This window comes from Collinsella sp. UBA1693, from assembly GCF_002320115.1.
Lineage (GTDB): Bacteria > Actinomycetota > Coriobacteriia > Coriobacteriales > Coriobacteriaceae > Collinsella > Collinsella tanakaei.
In genome coordinates this window covers 163,110-179,105 of the sequence record NZ_DCJT01000013.1, presented here as the reverse complement: position 1 = coordinate 179,105, position 15,996 = coordinate 163,110, and the positions used below count along the sequence as shown (strand labels likewise).

Annotated in this window: 12 protein-coding genes; 1 reads left to right on the top strand and 11 read right to left on the bottom strand. The window is 62.3% G+C overall.

Annotation, left to right across the window (positions count from 1 at the left end):
- Nucleotides 1-64: 64 nt before the first annotated feature.
- The gene (serS, locus tag B3H65_RS09800) at nucleotides 65-1,357 is read right to left on the bottom strand and encodes a serine--tRNA ligase (protein WP_270239681.1); all 1,293 of its coding nucleotides are present in this window, start codon (nucleotides 1,355-1,357) and stop codon (nucleotides 65-67) included.
- Nucleotides 1,358-1,475: 118 nt separating this feature from the next.
- Here serS and B3H65_RS09795 point away from each other — a divergent pair, with 118 nt between their 5' ends.
- A complete protein-coding gene (locus tag B3H65_RS09795; RefSeq protein ID WP_009141224.1) occupies nucleotides 1,476-1,646 on the top strand; it encodes a DUF6724 family protein in 171 nt (56 codons plus the stop codon).
- Nucleotides 1,647-1,822: 176 nt separating this feature from the next.
- Here B3H65_RS09795 and mfd read toward each other — a convergent pair whose 3' ends face one another.
- The 10 genes from mfd to B3H65_RS09745 form a co-directional block, all read right to left on the bottom strand.
- Nucleotides 1,823-5,416, bottom strand: coding sequence for a transcription-repair coupling factor (gene mfd / locus B3H65_RS09790; RefSeq protein WP_270479370.1), 3,594 nt, complete (start codon nucleotides 5,414-5,416; stop codon nucleotides 1,823-1,825).
- Nucleotides 5,417-5,714: 298 nt separating this feature from the next.
- Nucleotides 5,715-6,383: an endonuclease III gene (gene nth / locus B3H65_RS09785; RefSeq protein ID WP_009141222.1), complete on the bottom strand. Its 669-nt coding sequence runs from the start codon at nucleotides 6,381-6,383 to the stop codon at nucleotides 5,715-5,717.
- Between the two features lie 50 nt (nucleotides 6,384-6,433).
- Entirely contained in the window at nucleotides 6,434-7,783 is a 1,350-nt protein-coding gene (locus B3H65_RS09780; RefSeq protein WP_286685085.1) for a DNA recombination protein RmuC, read from the bottom strand.
- 21 nt (nucleotides 7,784-7,804) lie between these two features.
- Entirely contained in the window at nucleotides 7,805-8,413 is a 609-nt protein-coding gene (locus B3H65_RS09775; protein ID WP_286685084.1) for a hypothetical protein, read from the bottom strand.
- A gap of 68 nt (nucleotides 8,414-8,481) precedes the next feature.
- A complete protein-coding gene (locus B3H65_RS09770) occupies nucleotides 8,482-8,958 on the bottom strand; it encodes a hypothetical protein (protein WP_286685083.1) in 477 nt (158 codons plus the stop codon).
- Nucleotides 8,959-9,033: 75 nt separating this feature from the next.
- The gene (locus B3H65_RS09765) at nucleotides 9,034-9,810 is read right to left on the bottom strand and encodes a hydrogenase maturation protease (protein ID WP_286685165.1); all 777 of its coding nucleotides are present in this window, start codon (nucleotides 9,808-9,810) and stop codon (nucleotides 9,034-9,036) included.
- Between the two features lie 121 nt (nucleotides 9,811-9,931).
- Nucleotides 9,932-10,735, bottom strand: a complete 804-nt coding sequence (locus B3H65_RS09760) for a cytochrome b/b6 domain-containing protein (RefSeq protein WP_270239702.1) — start codon at nucleotides 10,733-10,735, stop codon at nucleotides 9,932-9,934.
- Nucleotides 10,736-12,400 (bottom strand): nickel-dependent hydrogenase large subunit, encoded by a 1,665-nt coding sequence (locus tag B3H65_RS09755; RefSeq protein WP_286685082.1) that lies wholly within the window; start codon nucleotides 12,398-12,400, stop codon nucleotides 10,736-10,738.
- A complete protein-coding gene (locus B3H65_RS09750; RefSeq protein WP_117680027.1) occupies nucleotides 12,400-13,773 on the bottom strand; it encodes a hydrogenase small subunit in 1,374 nt (457 codons plus the stop codon). Before B3H65_RS09750 ends, B3H65_RS09755 begins: the two co-directional genes overlap by 1 nt.
- Nucleotides 13,774-14,212: 439 nt before the next feature.
- The gene (locus B3H65_RS09745; protein WP_286685081.1) at nucleotides 14,213-15,988 is read right to left on the bottom strand and encodes a discoidin domain-containing protein; all 1,776 of its coding nucleotides are present in this window, start codon (nucleotides 15,986-15,988) and stop codon (nucleotides 14,213-14,215) included.
- Nucleotides 15,989-15,996: the final 8 nt, after the last annotated feature.

Sequence of the window (15,996 nt, the reverse complement as noted above, 5' to 3'; positions counted from 1 at the left end):
AAAAAAGGACCCCCTTGCGGAGGTCCTTGCGAATGAGAGGAAGACGATGCGAGGCCTGGACGGCTTACGCCTGGATCTCGATGCGCTCGCGCCCGCCCATGTAGGGACGAAGCACCTCGGGAACGGTGATGGTGCCATCGGCGTTCTGATAGTTCTCCATGATGGCGGCCATGGTGCGGCCGGTGGGCAGGCCGGAGCCGTTGAGCGTGTGGACAAAGCGGGTGCCCTTGAAGTTCTCCGGATCGCGGTACTTGATGTTGGCACGGCGAGCCTGGAAGTCACCGCAGTTGGAGCAGGACGAGATCTCCTTGTACGCGTTGTAGCTGGGCAGCCACACCTCGATGTCATAGGTCTGGCGCGCAGAGAAGCCCAAGTCGCCGGTGCACAGGCTGATCACGCGATACGGCAGACCAAGCTGCTGCAGAATGTACTCGGCCTCTGCCACCATGCTCTCAAGCTCGTCATCGGACTCCTCGGGACGGGCGAACTTGACCATCTCGACCTTGGTGAACTGGTGCTGGCGAATGATACCGCGGGTATCGCGGCCGGCGGAACCGGCTTCCTCGCGGAAGCAAGGGGTGCCGGCGGTATAGCGCAGCGGCAGCTGCGAGGCATCAAGCGTCTCGCCGGCATGCAGGTTGGTGAGCGCGACCTCGGCGGTGGGAATCAGGAACTGGTCCTCGCCGGTGTGGTAGGCATCGTCCTCGAACTTGGGCAGCTGGCCGGTACCGAACATGATTTCGCGGTTCACAACCACGGGCGGGATGAACTCCTTGAAGCCGCGGGCCAGGTGGGTGTTGAGGAAAAAGTTCTCAAGAGCGCGATCGAGCGTCGCACCATCGCCGGAAAGAACGGTGAAACGGCCACCGGAGAGCTTGGCACCGCGCTCAAAGTCCAGAATGCCCAGGTCGGTACCAAGATCCCAGTGAGCCTTGGCCTCAAAGCCCTCGGCTGCAAAGTCACGCGGGGTGCCCCAGCGACGAACCTCGGGGTTCTCGTTCTCGTCCACGCCTACGGGAGTAGCCTCGCAGGGCATGTTGGGGATACGCGCCATGAAGTCGTACTGGGCGTCCTCAAGCTCGCTGCGTCGAGCGGCCAGGCCCTCGATCTTCTCGTTGACCAGACGGACGGCTTCCTTGGCTGCCTCGGCCTCCTCGCGCTTGCCCTCCTTCATGAGCATGCCGATCTTCTTGGACTCGGCGTTGCGCTGCGCCTGAAGCTCCTCGACCTCGGTGATGACGGCACGGCGCTCGCCATCGAGCTCAAAGAACTTCTCGCGGTCCCAGGATCCCTGGCGGTTCGCCATGGCCTCATCGAGGGCGTCGGGGTTCTCGCGAACAAACTTGATATCGAGCATGGTTCCTCCGGTTCGCACACGTAGCTGATGTGCAATTAAGGTTGGCATTATGGTGTTGCTCTCGCCAGTATATACTTGTGAGAGTTTTTCCTTAAGTGAGAAGGCGAGAAGGCATCATATGGACGCGATTTTTTCCTTTTTGTTCGGCACCCGCGCGGGTTTGGCCGTGCTTTTCGTCGGCGGTGTAGCGCTGTTTGGCCTCATCGCATTCGTGATGGAGAAGCGCACCCACAAGCTCTACGTCGACCGCGGTCCTAAGAAAGAGGACGAGGACGGTTTCTGGGACTAGCGCCAGCACCACCAACAACAAGTCGCACAAAATGAAGGGGAGGCCAAAACGGTCTCCCTTTCTTTCTCAATGTGCCTTCAGGTGCGGCGAGACTCCCTGCCCCCGACCGGAGGCTATCCCCCGCGGTNNACCGCGGGGGATAGCCTCCGGTCGCGACAGGGCTGCAGCGCCGCACGCTAGTCGTCGTCGCCCGAAGCTCCCAGACGCAGCAGGATACCCAACGCCGCCTGCACGGGGCTCATGCTCTCATCGCTCGCATCGATTCCTCGTCCAACGCCAGAACCGGCGCCCGCACCGGCACGGTAGGGCACCGTGAGCTTGCGGCTCTTGGGATAGTTGATGGCGCCCAGCGTGCTCTTTAGATCAAAGGCCACGTTCTTGGGCACGTCAACCCCCTGGAACACCAAACGGCCCTGCGTAAGCGAGATGCTCTCCAGCCCCAAGCGCTCCGCGCGGATACGGATGCGCGCACGGTCAAAGAGGTTCGCCGCCGCCCGAGGCAGCTCGCCATGGGAATTCTCGCAATCCTCTTGCACGGCGTCCACGCTGGCAAGGTCATCCGCCGCCGCGAGCCTTCGATACACTAGCACGCGCTGGTCCACCGCAGGCAGGTACTCCTCGCTTAAGAAGAAATCCGCCGGCAGGTTGATGGTGACACCGGATTCCTCCACGTCCGCACCGCTCTCACCACGCGCCTCCGCCACGGCCTGGCCCAGCATCTGCGTGAACAGGTCAAAGCCAACGCTGGATAGGTTGCCATGCTGCTCGGCGCCCACAAGCGAGCCCGCGCCGCGGATCTCCAGGTCGCGCATGGCGATGCGCATGCCGCTGCCCAGGTCTTGGAACTCGGAAAGCGCCATCAGGCGCTCGGTCGCCTCTTCGGTAAGTGGCAACTCGCCCGGGAACATGAAATAGGCGTAGGCCTGCGTGGCAGAACGCCCCACGCGCCCCTTGAGCTGGTAGAGCTGCGCCAAGCCCAAGCGCTGCGAGTCCTCGATAATCAGCGTGTTGGAGTGCGGGTTGTCGATGCCGCTCTCGATGATGGTGGTCGCCACCAGCACGTCGATCTTGCCCGTGGCGAACTGGACCATGACGTCCTCCACCTCGCGCGGGCTCATCTTGCCGTGCGCCACGCCCACGCGCGCCTCGGGCACCACCTCGTGCACGCGCTCCACCGCATCATCGATGGTCTTCACGCGGTTCGATACGTAGTAGACCTGGCCGCCGCGGTCGAGCTCTAGGCGAATCGCCGCCGAAACCACGTCCGGATCGTACTCGCCCACGTGGACGATAACCGGGCGCCTGCCCGTTGGCGGCGTGGTGATGAGGCTCATATCGCGCACGCCCGAAATAGCCATCTGCATGGTGCGCGGAATAGGCGTTGCCGAAAGCGTGAGCACGTCGATCTGCTCGCGCAGGTTCTTGAGCTGCTCTTTATGCTGCACGCCAAAGCGCTGCTCCTCGTCGATGATCACCAAGCCCAGGTTGTTGGGGTTGACGTCGGCGGAAAGCAGGCGGTGTGTACCCACCAGCACGTCCACCTTGCCCTCCGCGAACGCCGCCAGCGCGCGGCGCTGCTGCGCGGCGGTGCGGAAACGGCTGAGCACCTCGACCTCGACTCCAAACGGAGCGAAACGCTCGAAGAACGTCTCGTAGTGCTGCTGGGCGAGAATGGTGGTGGGGCACAGCACCATAACCTGGCGCCCGCCGTCCACGCATTTGAACGCGGCGCGCAGGGCCACCTCCGTCTTGCCAAAGCCCACGTCGCCGCAGAGCAGGCGATCCATGGGCTTGGAGCTCTCCATATCGCCCTTGATATCGGCGATGGCGTCCAGCTGGTCATGCGTGGGCTCGTAAGGAAAGCTCTCCTCCATCTCGATTTGATCCGGCGTATCGGGCCCAAATGAGTAGCCGGTGATGGACGAGCGCCTGGTATAGAGATCGACCAGGTCGAACGCCAGCTTTTTAGCGCTCTTGCGAGCCTTGTTGGTAGCGCGCGTCCAATCCGCGGTGTTAAGGCGGGTAAGGCGCGGATTGGCGCCGTCCGGCCCCACGTAGCGGGTGATGCGGTCCACCTGCTCAAGCGGCACGTAGAGCTTGTCGCCGTCAGCGTATTCCAGCAAGAAGTAATCGCGCTCGCGACCCCCCACCTCTTGACGCACGATCTCGGAGAACAGGGCGATACCGTGCGTAGCGTGGACCACGTAGTCGCCCGGCTTGAACGGGAAGGTGACCTCCGTGATATCGACGCGGCGACGCGCGCGCCCGCGTCCGCGCTTGGCATCCATGCGCGCGTTAAGATCTGCCAACGAAAAGACCGCGAGGTTCGCCTCTGGCACCACGGTGCCGGCGGGCAGCGGAATGTCGACAAAAGTGACGCGTCCGCGGGTGATGGTGGGAACCACGGGACCGGCGGCGCCCTCATCCAGACCGCGGGCGTTGAGGGCGTCCGCACGGCGGCGCGAAACGGCCGGCAACTCCACGTGCACGGCGTCTTCGATATCGCCCTTGTTCTCGTCCGCCATTACCAGCGACTCTTCAAAGGGAATGTTCTCGTCCGTAAAACTGAGCTCCATGGACTCGCGGGCACCGCGGTCCGGAATGGCGAATACCACCGCATAACGGTTGCTGACAACCTCATTGACGCGCGAGATAAAGCGGTTGTCCGAACCCGCCAGCGCGGGCTGCTCCAGCTTGAGCTCCGCGGTCACCGCGCCGCCGGCGCGGATGAGCGACACGTAGTTAAGACGTTGCTGGCGGCCAAAGTCGAGCTGCTGGGGGCGCACGTACAGGCCATCCAGCTGGGCTACCTTCGCCTCGCCGGCACGGCGCTCTAAGTCCTCATAGGCGCGCATGCAATCATCGAACAGCGAGCGGGGCTCGGACAGAATCACCAGCGCATCGTGGCTCACATGCGCCAGCGGGCTATCGGTGCTCTCGTATAGCAAGGGCATAAAGCGGTCGAGTTCCGGCGTGACAATGCGCTGCTGCACCATCTCGAGCATGGCGGCGAGCTCGGTATCGTTTTGCGCGGGAACGTAGAGGGCGGCGGAGATGCGCTTGATCGCCTCATCGGTAAGCGCGAGCTCGCGCACGGGATAGATCTCCACGGCGTCCTCGTCACCGATAGTCTGGCCGGTGGAAGACACCATGCGGCGGATGCGGTCGATCTCATCGCCAAAGAACTCGATGCGCACCGGAGCGGTCGCCTGAGCGGGGTAGATGTCGACGGTGTCGCCGTGCACATGGAAAAGGCCCGGCATGTCAGCGGCCTCGGCAGGGGTGTAGCCCATGCCGACCAGGCGGCGAGAAACGTCCTCGAACGGCGTCTCCTCCCCCACCGCAAACGTGGTCGAGGCCCAATACCGGCTCTCGCGCGGCGGCACGCAGCGCAGCAGAGCGCGCGCAGAGGTCACCATGATGCAGTGCTCGCCGCGGGCGATGCGACCCAGCGCGGCGCAGCGAGCGGCGACCACGGAGTCATCGGGCGCGGTGTCTTTCCAAGGGTAATCCGTGCGCTCCGGAAAACGCGCGACATGCTCAAGGCCAACGTAGGCGACAAGCGAGCGCATGGCGCGGTCCGCCGCGTCCTCGCCGGAAACGATGTAGACCGTGGGACGAGGACGACGCGCAAACTGAGCCGCCACCATCAGCGTGCGGCCGGATTGCGAAACGGCAAGCGTGGCGTCCTCGCCCCGATCGAGCGCCGCCTCGATAACCTGGGGGCCTTCAGCGGTATACAGCTGTGCGGCAATACGATGGATGAGCAAGGTCTCTCCCCGTTCAACATGCCCGCCGAAACGCATGCCAACAGCGGGCGTCCATACCAAAACCCACCCAACGCGATGCCGGGTGGGTGAGGGCTCTTGAATTTTCTACGTCCATTCTACCCTAGCAAAACGGATTGAGACGGCGTGCCACCATAGGGAACGGACGGCAACCCGCGGCCACGGGCGGCCAACTCCAAATACACGTTTTCAGCGTGAGAAGTGGCAATATCCGCTATCCTGCGGGTGCGGCTATTGTCTTCTGCCTATGGTAAAGCCAAGTTCGATAGCACAACCCAATCTATTTTGCCAAAGCGCCCGCGCTGGGGCAGATGTCCGCCAGCGGGCATTCGCCGCACAGGGGCTTGCGGGCATCGCAGATTTCGCGCCCCAGCATGATCCACTGATGGTTGACGTCGTTCCAGTACTCGCGCGGCAAGATCTTAAGCAGGTCCTGCTCGGTCTTAAGCGGCTCTTTCTCATGCGTCTTGGGCGAGAGCTTGAGTCGATGGGCGATACGGTTCACATGCGTATCCACCGCGATGCCGTCCACGATGCCAAAGGCGACGTTAAGGACGATGTTGGCGGTCTTGCGACCCACACCCGGAAGCTTGACCAGCTCTTTCATATCCGCCGGCACCTCGCCGCCGTAATCCGCGACGATCATCTGCGCCGCTTCCACGCAGTGCTTGGCCTTGGTTTTGTAGAACCCCAGCGACTTGATAACCTCGGCCACCTCCGCCGCGGTAGCACCGGCCATGGCCTCAGGTGTGGGCCAGCGCTCAAAGAGTGCAGGCGTCACCTTGTTCACCTGGGCATCTGTTGTCTGCGCCGACAGCAGAACGGAGATAACCAAGCGGAACGGACTCGCATGGTCCAAAAAGCACTCGACGGGGCCGTAGCGCTCGTTCAGGCGCCGGCACGTCTCGATGGCGCGCTCGCGCTTTGCTGCATTGGTTTCACGCGGCATGTCTTCCTCCTATCGTGGCCGTTCCATCGCGGTTGCCCCCACGCCAATCATCACTCCTCGCCCCGCGCGGATTCCTGGTCCAAAAGCGCAACGGGGCCAAAGGCGCCTTCTTCTATTCCCAGCAGGGTCGCCGCCTCATCTTGATCCTCCATTGCGGTCACGGACCGCAGCTTGCGCTCTATCACGTTGGTACGCGTGTTGATGATGCCGTCAACGGTCTTGCCCGCCGTCTCAATCTGCTTAAGGGCGCGGCGCAGCTCCGCTTGGTACTTGGGGAACTCCGCCTTGACCGCAGCGAGCACGCGCTGGATCTCGTCCGCACGCTTTTGAAACGCAAACGTCTGGTAGCTCATCTGCAGGCTGTTGAGGATAACCGCCATGGTGGAGGGGCCCGCAACGCTTACCTGGTAGTCGCGCTGCAGGGTCTCGATAAGGCCGGGGCGATCGACCACCTCTGCATACAGGCCCTCGAACGGCAAAAACAGGATGGCGAAATTGGTGGTAGCGGGCACGCTTAAGTATTTGGACGAGATATCCTTGGCCTCTACCTTGATGCGCTGCTCGAGCACGCGACGCGCGGACTCCACAGCGGCGGCGTCCCCCGCCTCCACGGCATCGCGAAGGTGCTCGTAGGCATCACCGGGGAACTTGGAGTCGATGGGCAGCCAGATGGGTTCCGCCCCCTCCTGCGGCAGTTTAACGGCGAACTCCACGCGGTCGGCGCTGCCCGGCTTGGTTGCCACATTCTGAGCGTATTGCTCCGGCGTAAGGATATCCGCCAAAATGGCCCCCAGCTGAACCTCGCCCAAAATACCGCGCGTCTTGACATTGGAGAGCACGCGCTTGAGGTCGCCCACGCCCGCGGCGATGCTGCGCATATCGCCCAGACCGGTATAGACCGCCTCAAGCTGCTTGCTCACCTCTCTAAACGAGGTGGACAGGCGGTCGTTTAGCGTGCGCGAGAGTTTCTCGTCCACCGTCTGGCGCATGCGATCGAGCTGGATGGCGTTGTCTTGGCGGATCGCCTCGAGCTGGCGCTCCACCGTGGCGCGGACCTCGCCCAAGCGGGCATCGACCACGTCGCGGTTCTTATCCAGCCGATCCGCCGTGTCACGACGAAGACCGTCCACACGCAAGCCCATCTGAGCGGACTCGCGCGCGAGGCTCTCGTAGCGCTGCTGCGCGGCGGCGCCCTCCGCGGCGGCCCATTGCGCGATAGACCCCACGCCCGTCGACGCCTTCTCTATCGATGCCTCAAGCGAGGCCATACGTTGCACCAGAAGATCCTGCTGTCCCTGCTCGCGGCGAAGGCGAACCAGTAAAACCACGCATCCGCAACTCGCACCGGCGGCGACCAGCGCCAGCAGGGCGACCGCGAGGAGCAACCCGTTATCCATCATCGTCCCCTCTCCGTTCTTCCCCTACACGCGAACAGCCAGGTTATACCACGTGGCGAACACCGCCATGAGCACGGCGACGCCGGCGCAGGCAATGGTCCATTTGCGCTCCGCGGCGCAATACTCATCTGGCGACATGGTGGTGAGCACGCGCATGTAGCCCACATAGTTCGCCATGCGCGCATAGAAGAACATGAACGCCAGCGTTCCGGCAAGCGCCAGGGCGGCAAGCAACACGCTCGCCTGGCCGTGAATCGCCGCCCACAGCAGGTTGTCGACCATGAGCCACATGGGGTAGACCACCACCGCGAACACCTGCCCGTGGCCAGCGCCCCAAATGGGCGGCATCAAAAAGGCTCCCCAATTGAACTGGGGAATATGATAGATGGGCTTATCTACGGGCAGCTCCATGATAATCGCCATGTCGCGGCGCCGATGCCCGTGGGGATCGACAAGGCTCTTGTCCAGCTCAACAAAGCAGCGGCAAGCCTTGCAATACCCAACCAGCCTCATGCCGGGGCGGGCGCGCGGAGTGTCGCGAGCAGCACGCTCGAGCGATGGCGCCGGCGCGCCCTGCTCCATCCGCTCCACCTTGCTTACCTTGTGTCCCGTTTTCTTTGCGCGCTTAGCCATAACCCACGCTTTCCCATACCGCGACCCATATACGTGCAACCCAGTGTAGCAGCGCGCGGCCGTGCGGGTCATGACGCTGCAAGGGCCCCCGCCACAAAGCCGCCCATGCGCTCTAGCAGCGCCCCCAGCAGCCCGAGAAGTTCTTGGGGCGATGCGCCGTTAGCGATGCACGCCAGCGCGTACGCCGCGATAAACACCACCACAAGCGCTACAGGGAGCAGCAGCACAAAGAGCACCATCTTGAGCATGCCGGTCACCTTGCGCCTGCGGGCTCGCTGCTTGTCAAACGCAAGCTCGCGCTGATAGCTGTCCTGGGCAACCGAATACGGCTGCGCGGCGCGCGGCTGGGCGGCATAAGACCGATTGCCGGGACGATGCCGGGCAACGGAGTCCGGCTCATCCAAATCAAGCGAAGCGGCCATGGTCGACGCCGCACTATCCTGCACGCGAGCGATATCGCGAGCCGGAGCGGCGGCGCGCACGTAGCGCCGCTCGCGCTCAAGGCGTTCTGCAGCGCGTTGGGGCGTTTCGATAAACAGATTCATGCGATGCCTCCTTATGACGAGGCATGCGCGGTAAAAGAGGGTTCTCTAGGTGTACCCCCTGGGACACCGAGCCATTCACTCACTTGGCAAGGAGGCAAGGCAGCGGCCAATGGCATCGTCCGCCTCATAATCAGGCATCCCCGGGTACGCCAGATCCAAAAGCTGCTGCGCCTTGTCTGGGCGTTCCGCCGCATCAATCCCCGCCGCTTCCAAGGCATCCTTCATATAGTCGTGAGGGTTGGCTAGCTTGGCGCGCGTGTCTCCCGCCTCGCGCCAGCGATCAACGGCTTCGATCCCATATGCCCGCTCGAGATACCGCACAACCATGCGCGCCACCGGGCCAACGGCCGCCTGCACCTGCGGGGACAATCCGCGCTCCAACGCACCCGTACCCATGTCGACCACTTGCACGCCAAAGCAGTGGCCCGTGCACGCAACGCCCATAAAGGTCGCCGCCGCCAGCACATCTGCAAAGCGCACCTCATGAAGGGACGTTTTGCCGGTAGACACTCTCATGTCCGCAGGGTCAAAGGAAAAGATGGTTCCCGGCGCCGCGCCCGTGCCGTCGAGCGCATCGACCACCACCGCAACGTCGCACGCCTTGAGATCAGAGACGATACCGTAGCCCATAACGGCGCGGTCGAGCACCGTCACGCCCAAGGGAAACCGATAGCGATCATCCAGATAGCGCGCCACAGCCGGACCAAAGCCATCATCCAGCTGATATTCATTCCCCACGCAAATAATCGCGATACGGGGCGCGCTCGCTGCCGCCGGCACCGCCATCACAACCTCCGCATCCGTCGCCATGGGCGCTTCCGGAGCATCGTCCCCATACACTTCAGCCTCCATCTTATCCACGCACCTCTTCTCAAACGCTGCCAGCTTACCGCACCGCGCCAGGAAAAAGGGCCCCGGCGCACGTGCCGAAGCCCTTATTTGTCCTCATCCACATGAAACGCGGTGAGACACGCTATTTCTCAAAGCCGTTGTGCTGGGCATCGCCCGTGCTGATGGCCTCGTGCTCAACCACGCGAGCTCGGTCGACGGCGGCGCGCTCTTCGCTCTTGAAGGTCTCGCCGCAATCCGGCTCCTTGCCCATGCCATCGAAACCGACGATGTTCATGGTCTCGGGATCGTAGACCAGACCCGGCGTCTCTTTCCAGAAGAAGATCAACGTCGCGGGGGATACGCCCTCGATCAGCGACAGGTACACGTGGATGCACATGAACGCCAGGAAGCACCACATCATGAAGTAATGCAGGATGCGAACCTTCATAGCGCCGCCCATGAAGTTGAGTCCAACCTCGAAGATGGGCCAGCCGGCGGTGGTGCCCCACAGGCAGAATCCCGTGTAACCCGTAAAGAAGATCAGCAGCGGAATAAGCAGGTAGACGATCTTTTGCGGAACGCCCAGCTTAGCCGCGATGGGGTGCTCCTTGCGCAGGAACAGATAGTAGCTGATCCATGCCCACAGCTGGTGCTTGTTATCGCGCTGGGGCAGCCACGTCTTGTAGTCCGGAACAAGCTCGCGGGTACCCGGCGCCGGAGCGCTCTTGATGAAGAACGCCAGCACCATACGGACCACGCAGTTGATAAGCAAAACGATGCCGCAGAAGATGTGCAGGCCGCGAGCCATGGTCATCACACCGCCAAAGAGCGGGTAGTGGATGTAGAAACCCGTGAAGATCAAGAAGATCATAGCGACCAGGTTGACCCAGTGGGTCACCACAAAGGGCAGCGGATGCGCCTCGCGGTAGTGGGCCATATGCGCCATTTACATCACCCCCCAGGGAGACGTGACGGTATGGAAGCTCTTGCCCGTGGCGGGTTCGGTCACATGGCAGGCGCACGCGGTGCAGGGGTCAACGCTGTGGACGATGCGAACCGCGTCAAGCGGCTTGTCGATATCGGTGACCGTGGTGCCCAGCAGCATGTACTCCAGCGGACCGGGGTTGCCCTTGCCATCGGTGGGAGACAGGTTCCAAGTAGACGGGATGATCTCCTGGTAATGGGTCACCACGTCGTTCTCGACCTTCTCGGTATGCAGCAGGGCGCCGCGCGGAGCCTCCCACAGACCCAGGCCCTCGCCGGTGGTGCGGGCGGCGGGCGTGTAGTACTCCGCCTTGTCGTCCGCCATCAGCTGAACCAGCTCGTTGAAATTCTGCTCCATGACGTCGCAGACGTAGTCAGCCTCAAGCACGCGGGTCAGCAGGCGGCCGGCGACGCAGTCCAGCTGCGCCATGGTAAGACCGGTCTTTGCCAGGGCGTCGTCCATCAGCTTCACCACGGGCTCAACGCCGCGCACGTAGGCCGCTAGCATGCGGGAGATACCGCCTGCCTCATAGGCCTCGCCGTCGTAGCGAGGCGCCTTGCACCAGGTGTACTTGTTGCTAAAGTTCTTGCCGTCCTTGGGCCACATGGGGCGCGTCACGCCGTCGACCGGGTTGAGGGGCGCATGGTTCTCGTAGAACGCGTGGGTCACGTCCTCGGTGATCAGGCTCGCATCCACGTTGGCGATGGTCATGGTGCCGTCCTCGTTGAGCGTCACCATGCCGGCGGGCAGGTAGCGACAGTTGAGTTCGCGGCTTTCATCGTCCAAAACGCCAAAGGAGACAAAGCGGCCCTCGCCCTTGCCCATGCCCACCAGGTTGGGATACTTCTCAACGATCATGAACATGTCCGGGATCATAGTTCCCTGAATCCACGTCTTAAGCTCGCGGATGCGGAAGATGATCTCGTCCAGCTTCTCCGGCGTGGGCACAAAGGAGGTGCCGCCGGGGATGGATGTCATAACGTGGGGCATCTTGCCGCCGATGATGGCGCAGATCTGCGATGCCTTAGCCTGGTAGTCGATGCCCTCGAAGTAATGGGCGGTGCCAACCAGGTTCTCGGCGGGCGTAAGGTGGAACGCGGAAGCGCCGTCGGCGTCCTTGCAATCAAACCAGTTGCCGGAGAAGATCGACAGCTGGCCGTTCTCGGCAAACGCCTTGAGACGGGCGGACAGGCCCTCGAAGTCGGCGCCGGCGGTGCCGTACTTGCGGCAGACCTCGTAAGCGTCGGCCGGGTTGGCGTTCACGGCATCCAGCGGGTTGATGTAATCCAGACCCGCCAGGTTGTAGAACCACAAGATGGTGGAGTGCAGGATCTGGCCACCCTCGGAAAGGTTGCGGATCAGTCGCGCGGCGCTGGGGATCTTGATGCCGTAGGCGTCCTCGGCAGCGAAGCACGACGTGTGCACATGCGACACGGGGCAGACGCCGCAGATGCGCTCGGAAATAAGCGCGGCATCATAGGGCGTGCGGCCCACAAGCGCGTTCTCAAGGCCGCGATACAGGTTGCCGCAGCTCCATGCCTCGGTGACCTTGCCGTCCTCGACCTCCATCTCGATAGAGAGGTGTCCTTCGATACGGGTAATGGGATCGACAACAGAGCGAGCCATTACTCATCGCCTCCCTTCTCGGTGGATTCGCCTGCGGACGAGGATCCGCGACGCTTTTCGATCTCAGCGGCCTCGGCAGCCTCGTGGGCGGCCTTCTTAGCGGCGCGCTTCTTCTTCAAACGGTCGATGTTCTTGGGCTCCAGGCCGCGCTCGTCCAGCTCGTCATAGAGCTTGGCCGCGCGCTCGCCAGCCTGGTGCGCCTGCTCGGTGCCGTGCTTGACGTCCCAGCGGCGCTCCGCCTCAAAGTCCGCACCGCCGTCGACGCGGCCGGTCAGCTTCATGCCGACGCCGTGGACAACCAGCGCGGCAACAATAAGACCCGTGCACGCGGCTGCCGCCAGCGGGGGCTGGAAGTGAAAATCTCCCAGTGAAATGTTGCGATGGCGCTTGAGGAACGGCGTGTTCTCGTCCACCCAGTTGCGCTGGGGATGCATGGGGTTGATGACGCCGCAGCCGATGCACGGGGCGCCGGACTCCACGCACCAGGAAACCGACTGGTTCCAGCGCGTCACCGGGCAAACGGTAAAGGTCTGCGGACCACGGCAACCCAGCGGATACAGGCAGTAGCCCTTAGCCTCCTCCGCGCTGCCAAACTGGTAGACAAACTCGCCGTTCTCAAAGTGACCGCGGCGCGGGCAGTTGTCGTGAACGGTCTGGTTGAACAGCGCAGCGGGCTGGTTCTTGCTATTGAGCTTGGGCAGGCGGCCCATCAACGTGTACTCCACAATGACGGCGACCAGCCACTCGGGGTTAGCCGGGCAGCACGGAATGTTGACCACCGGGGTGGAGATTCCCTGCTCGGAAAGGAACTTCTGAACGCCCATGGCGTGCGCGTCGTTGGGACGAGCGGCCATCCAACCGCCGTCGCAGGCGCACGAACCAAGCGCGATCACGGCATCGGCATGCTCGGCGGTCTCCATAAGGGAGTCGATACCCTTTTCGCCACCGACCATCAAAACGTTGCCATCAAAGGCAGTGGGAACAGCGCCCTCATAGATGAGAACATATCCACCCGCCTCGATGGTATCGCGACGAGCCTGCTCCATTGAATGGCCTGCCGCCGCGGACAGCGTCTCGCTATAGTTCAGCGAGATAGACTCCAGCACCAACTGCGGAATGTCCGGCGTGTTTGTCTGGGCGAGTGCCTCGGTACACCCCGAGCACGATCCGCCCTCCATCCAGATCACAGGCAGAAGCTTTCCGGATTTCTCTCCGATTTCGAGGGCCTCGGCGATCTTGGGCGCCGCCGTAGCGGACATACCAAGAAGAACCGCGAGGCTGCCGCAATACTTGACGAAATCGCGACGGGTGAACCCGTGAGCCTCCAGGCGCTCGACAAGCGTCATGTCCTGCATCTGATGATCAGTAGCCATCCATACACCTCCCTGTTCTGTGCGGTGCGCATACTTTCGCGCACATAACTCCCTTGTCTGTACCTCATGCGCCGCGGGAAGTGGCGATACCGCCCGGGCGCAAATCCCCGCATGGCGAGGGCATAGACCAACTCATTATGACGGTTTTAAATTGGCTGTGCTATACATCTGTCCGCCCTCACTGGTGTGAACTTCTACTCGATTCGTAGCATCCCAATAGCCTTGCCGAATTTGGGAAGCCGTCTCAAATCCTAGCGTCACCCCCATCTCGGCATCGCTACATTCGATAACATCCCCAGCACACGGCTCCGTAAGCGCCCATATACGCCAAACGCCTGCACAGGCACCGCAAACGGCAAGCCCACGCAGGCGTTTAAGACATAAGACTCATTCGTATATTGATGCGGGATCAATCGAATGTATAAGATTTGGACGATGCCTAGCGCTTGGAGGCCCCGCCGTGCTGACGAAGACGCAAGGCCGCCCCCGCAATGATGCTGGCAACGCCCACCGTTAGAAGGGCGACCAAGGAGACAGGCGCGACATCTCCCGTTGTGGGGAGCGCGGAGTGCGCAGAGCCCAGGTCAGGATGCGTAGCCGACTCCAACTCTTCGGACGTGCTGCCCGCGTCCTCATCTTCGGCTGCTTCTCCCGCTTGGCCGCCGCCCGTGCGATCGCCGTCATCCGGACCCTCTTGATCTTCCTCCTGGCTGTCTCCCGCTCCGGTATCGGGGGATTCCTGCCCGCTGCCCTCATCTTCTGGAGCATCCGGCCCGTCAATGCCGGGAGCGTCTTCGTCATCGCCCGAGTCTTCGCCGGAGCCGTCTTCGGCCCCGCCGTCGGCACCGCCGTTAGAGCCGTCTCCGGATCCGTTATCAGAGCCGCTATTAGACCCGTCGCTCGAACCCCCGTCGTTGTCATCTCCCGATTCGCTGCCGTTTCCCAACCCGTTGTCCAAATCGCCAGAGCCGTTATCAGGCCCGTTGTCGGACCCGTTACCTGAACCATTGTCAGAGCCGTTATCAGGCCCGTTGTCGGAGCCGCCTCCAGAACCCGAACCACCAGAGCCGTTGCCCTGTTCGCTATCGGCATCTCCCCCATCGGCGTCCTCGACAACAAGCTGGGAGCTACCCGTCGACTCTTCCTCGTCCACACCGGAAATACCCAGCACCCGCGCGAACGCGTAGTACGTGGCTCCCGGAGTAAGACCGCTGAAGAGGGGGTCATCGGTCCACGCGTTCAACGGGTTGCCCTGAACCTGCTCGTCCTCTACTGCAAGAGCAAGAACGGAAGACGGCCTCTCGTTCTTCTCGCACAAAGCGTACTGGATGCGATAATCAACGCCCTCCGCACCGCTCACCGCGGCATGCAGCCTCACCGATGTCGCATCAACCTTTTCAAACCCAACTTCCACCTTTACCGGCTTTGCGGCAACCTCGATCTCCACAGGGATCTCGAGCTCGCGGCGCGACGAATCATGAGAGCCACGATAGGCGACGCGAAGCGTGGTCCTGTACGAGCCCGCAGAAAGCCCCGCCTTGGGTGCCACCTTCCACGAACGGTCAACAGCCCCCGCCTCGATGCCCTGAGCGCCCTGTTCAACGATCTCGAACGCATCGTCGGAGTCCAGGCAAACAGACTCGATAGTCACCTTCGCCTTGCCGGTGTTTGAAAGCTCGACCGTCTGCGCGGCAATGGACCCATAGCCAGCCTCGACGCGGTCGAACGCTATCGATGGAGCCTCCAGGCCAGGTTCTTGGACCTCCCAGAAATCAAACAGCGTGGCGCTGAAATAGATATCCGTGAGATGGATCTTGAAGTAGCGCGCCTTTATAGGGCCATTTGGGAATTGCAACGCACAGCTTAAGTCCGCATCGTTCCATCCAGCCATCGAGGTGCCGTTGCTGCCATAGCGACCAACTTCCACAAATGAGCTGGAGTCAATGGCGCTCCCGGCGGGAAGGCCCGTATCGGGCGCCGCGGAGACCGTCACGGTCATCCTTCCCCAACGGGGGATGCCGTTGGTGTTCAAGTTTTTAGGGCGCCAGTAGTCGATCGAGCTGATGGAGCGCTCGCGCCCAAGATCGATAACAATCCACGCATTGGCCGTTGGCTCTTTGGCTGTGATCCAAAATTCGTTTCCGGGACCGTAATAACCATCGATGACGCGATTCGCCATGGCTGCCCCGTCGCGGGACGAGGAGTACGAGTTCACGCGCATCT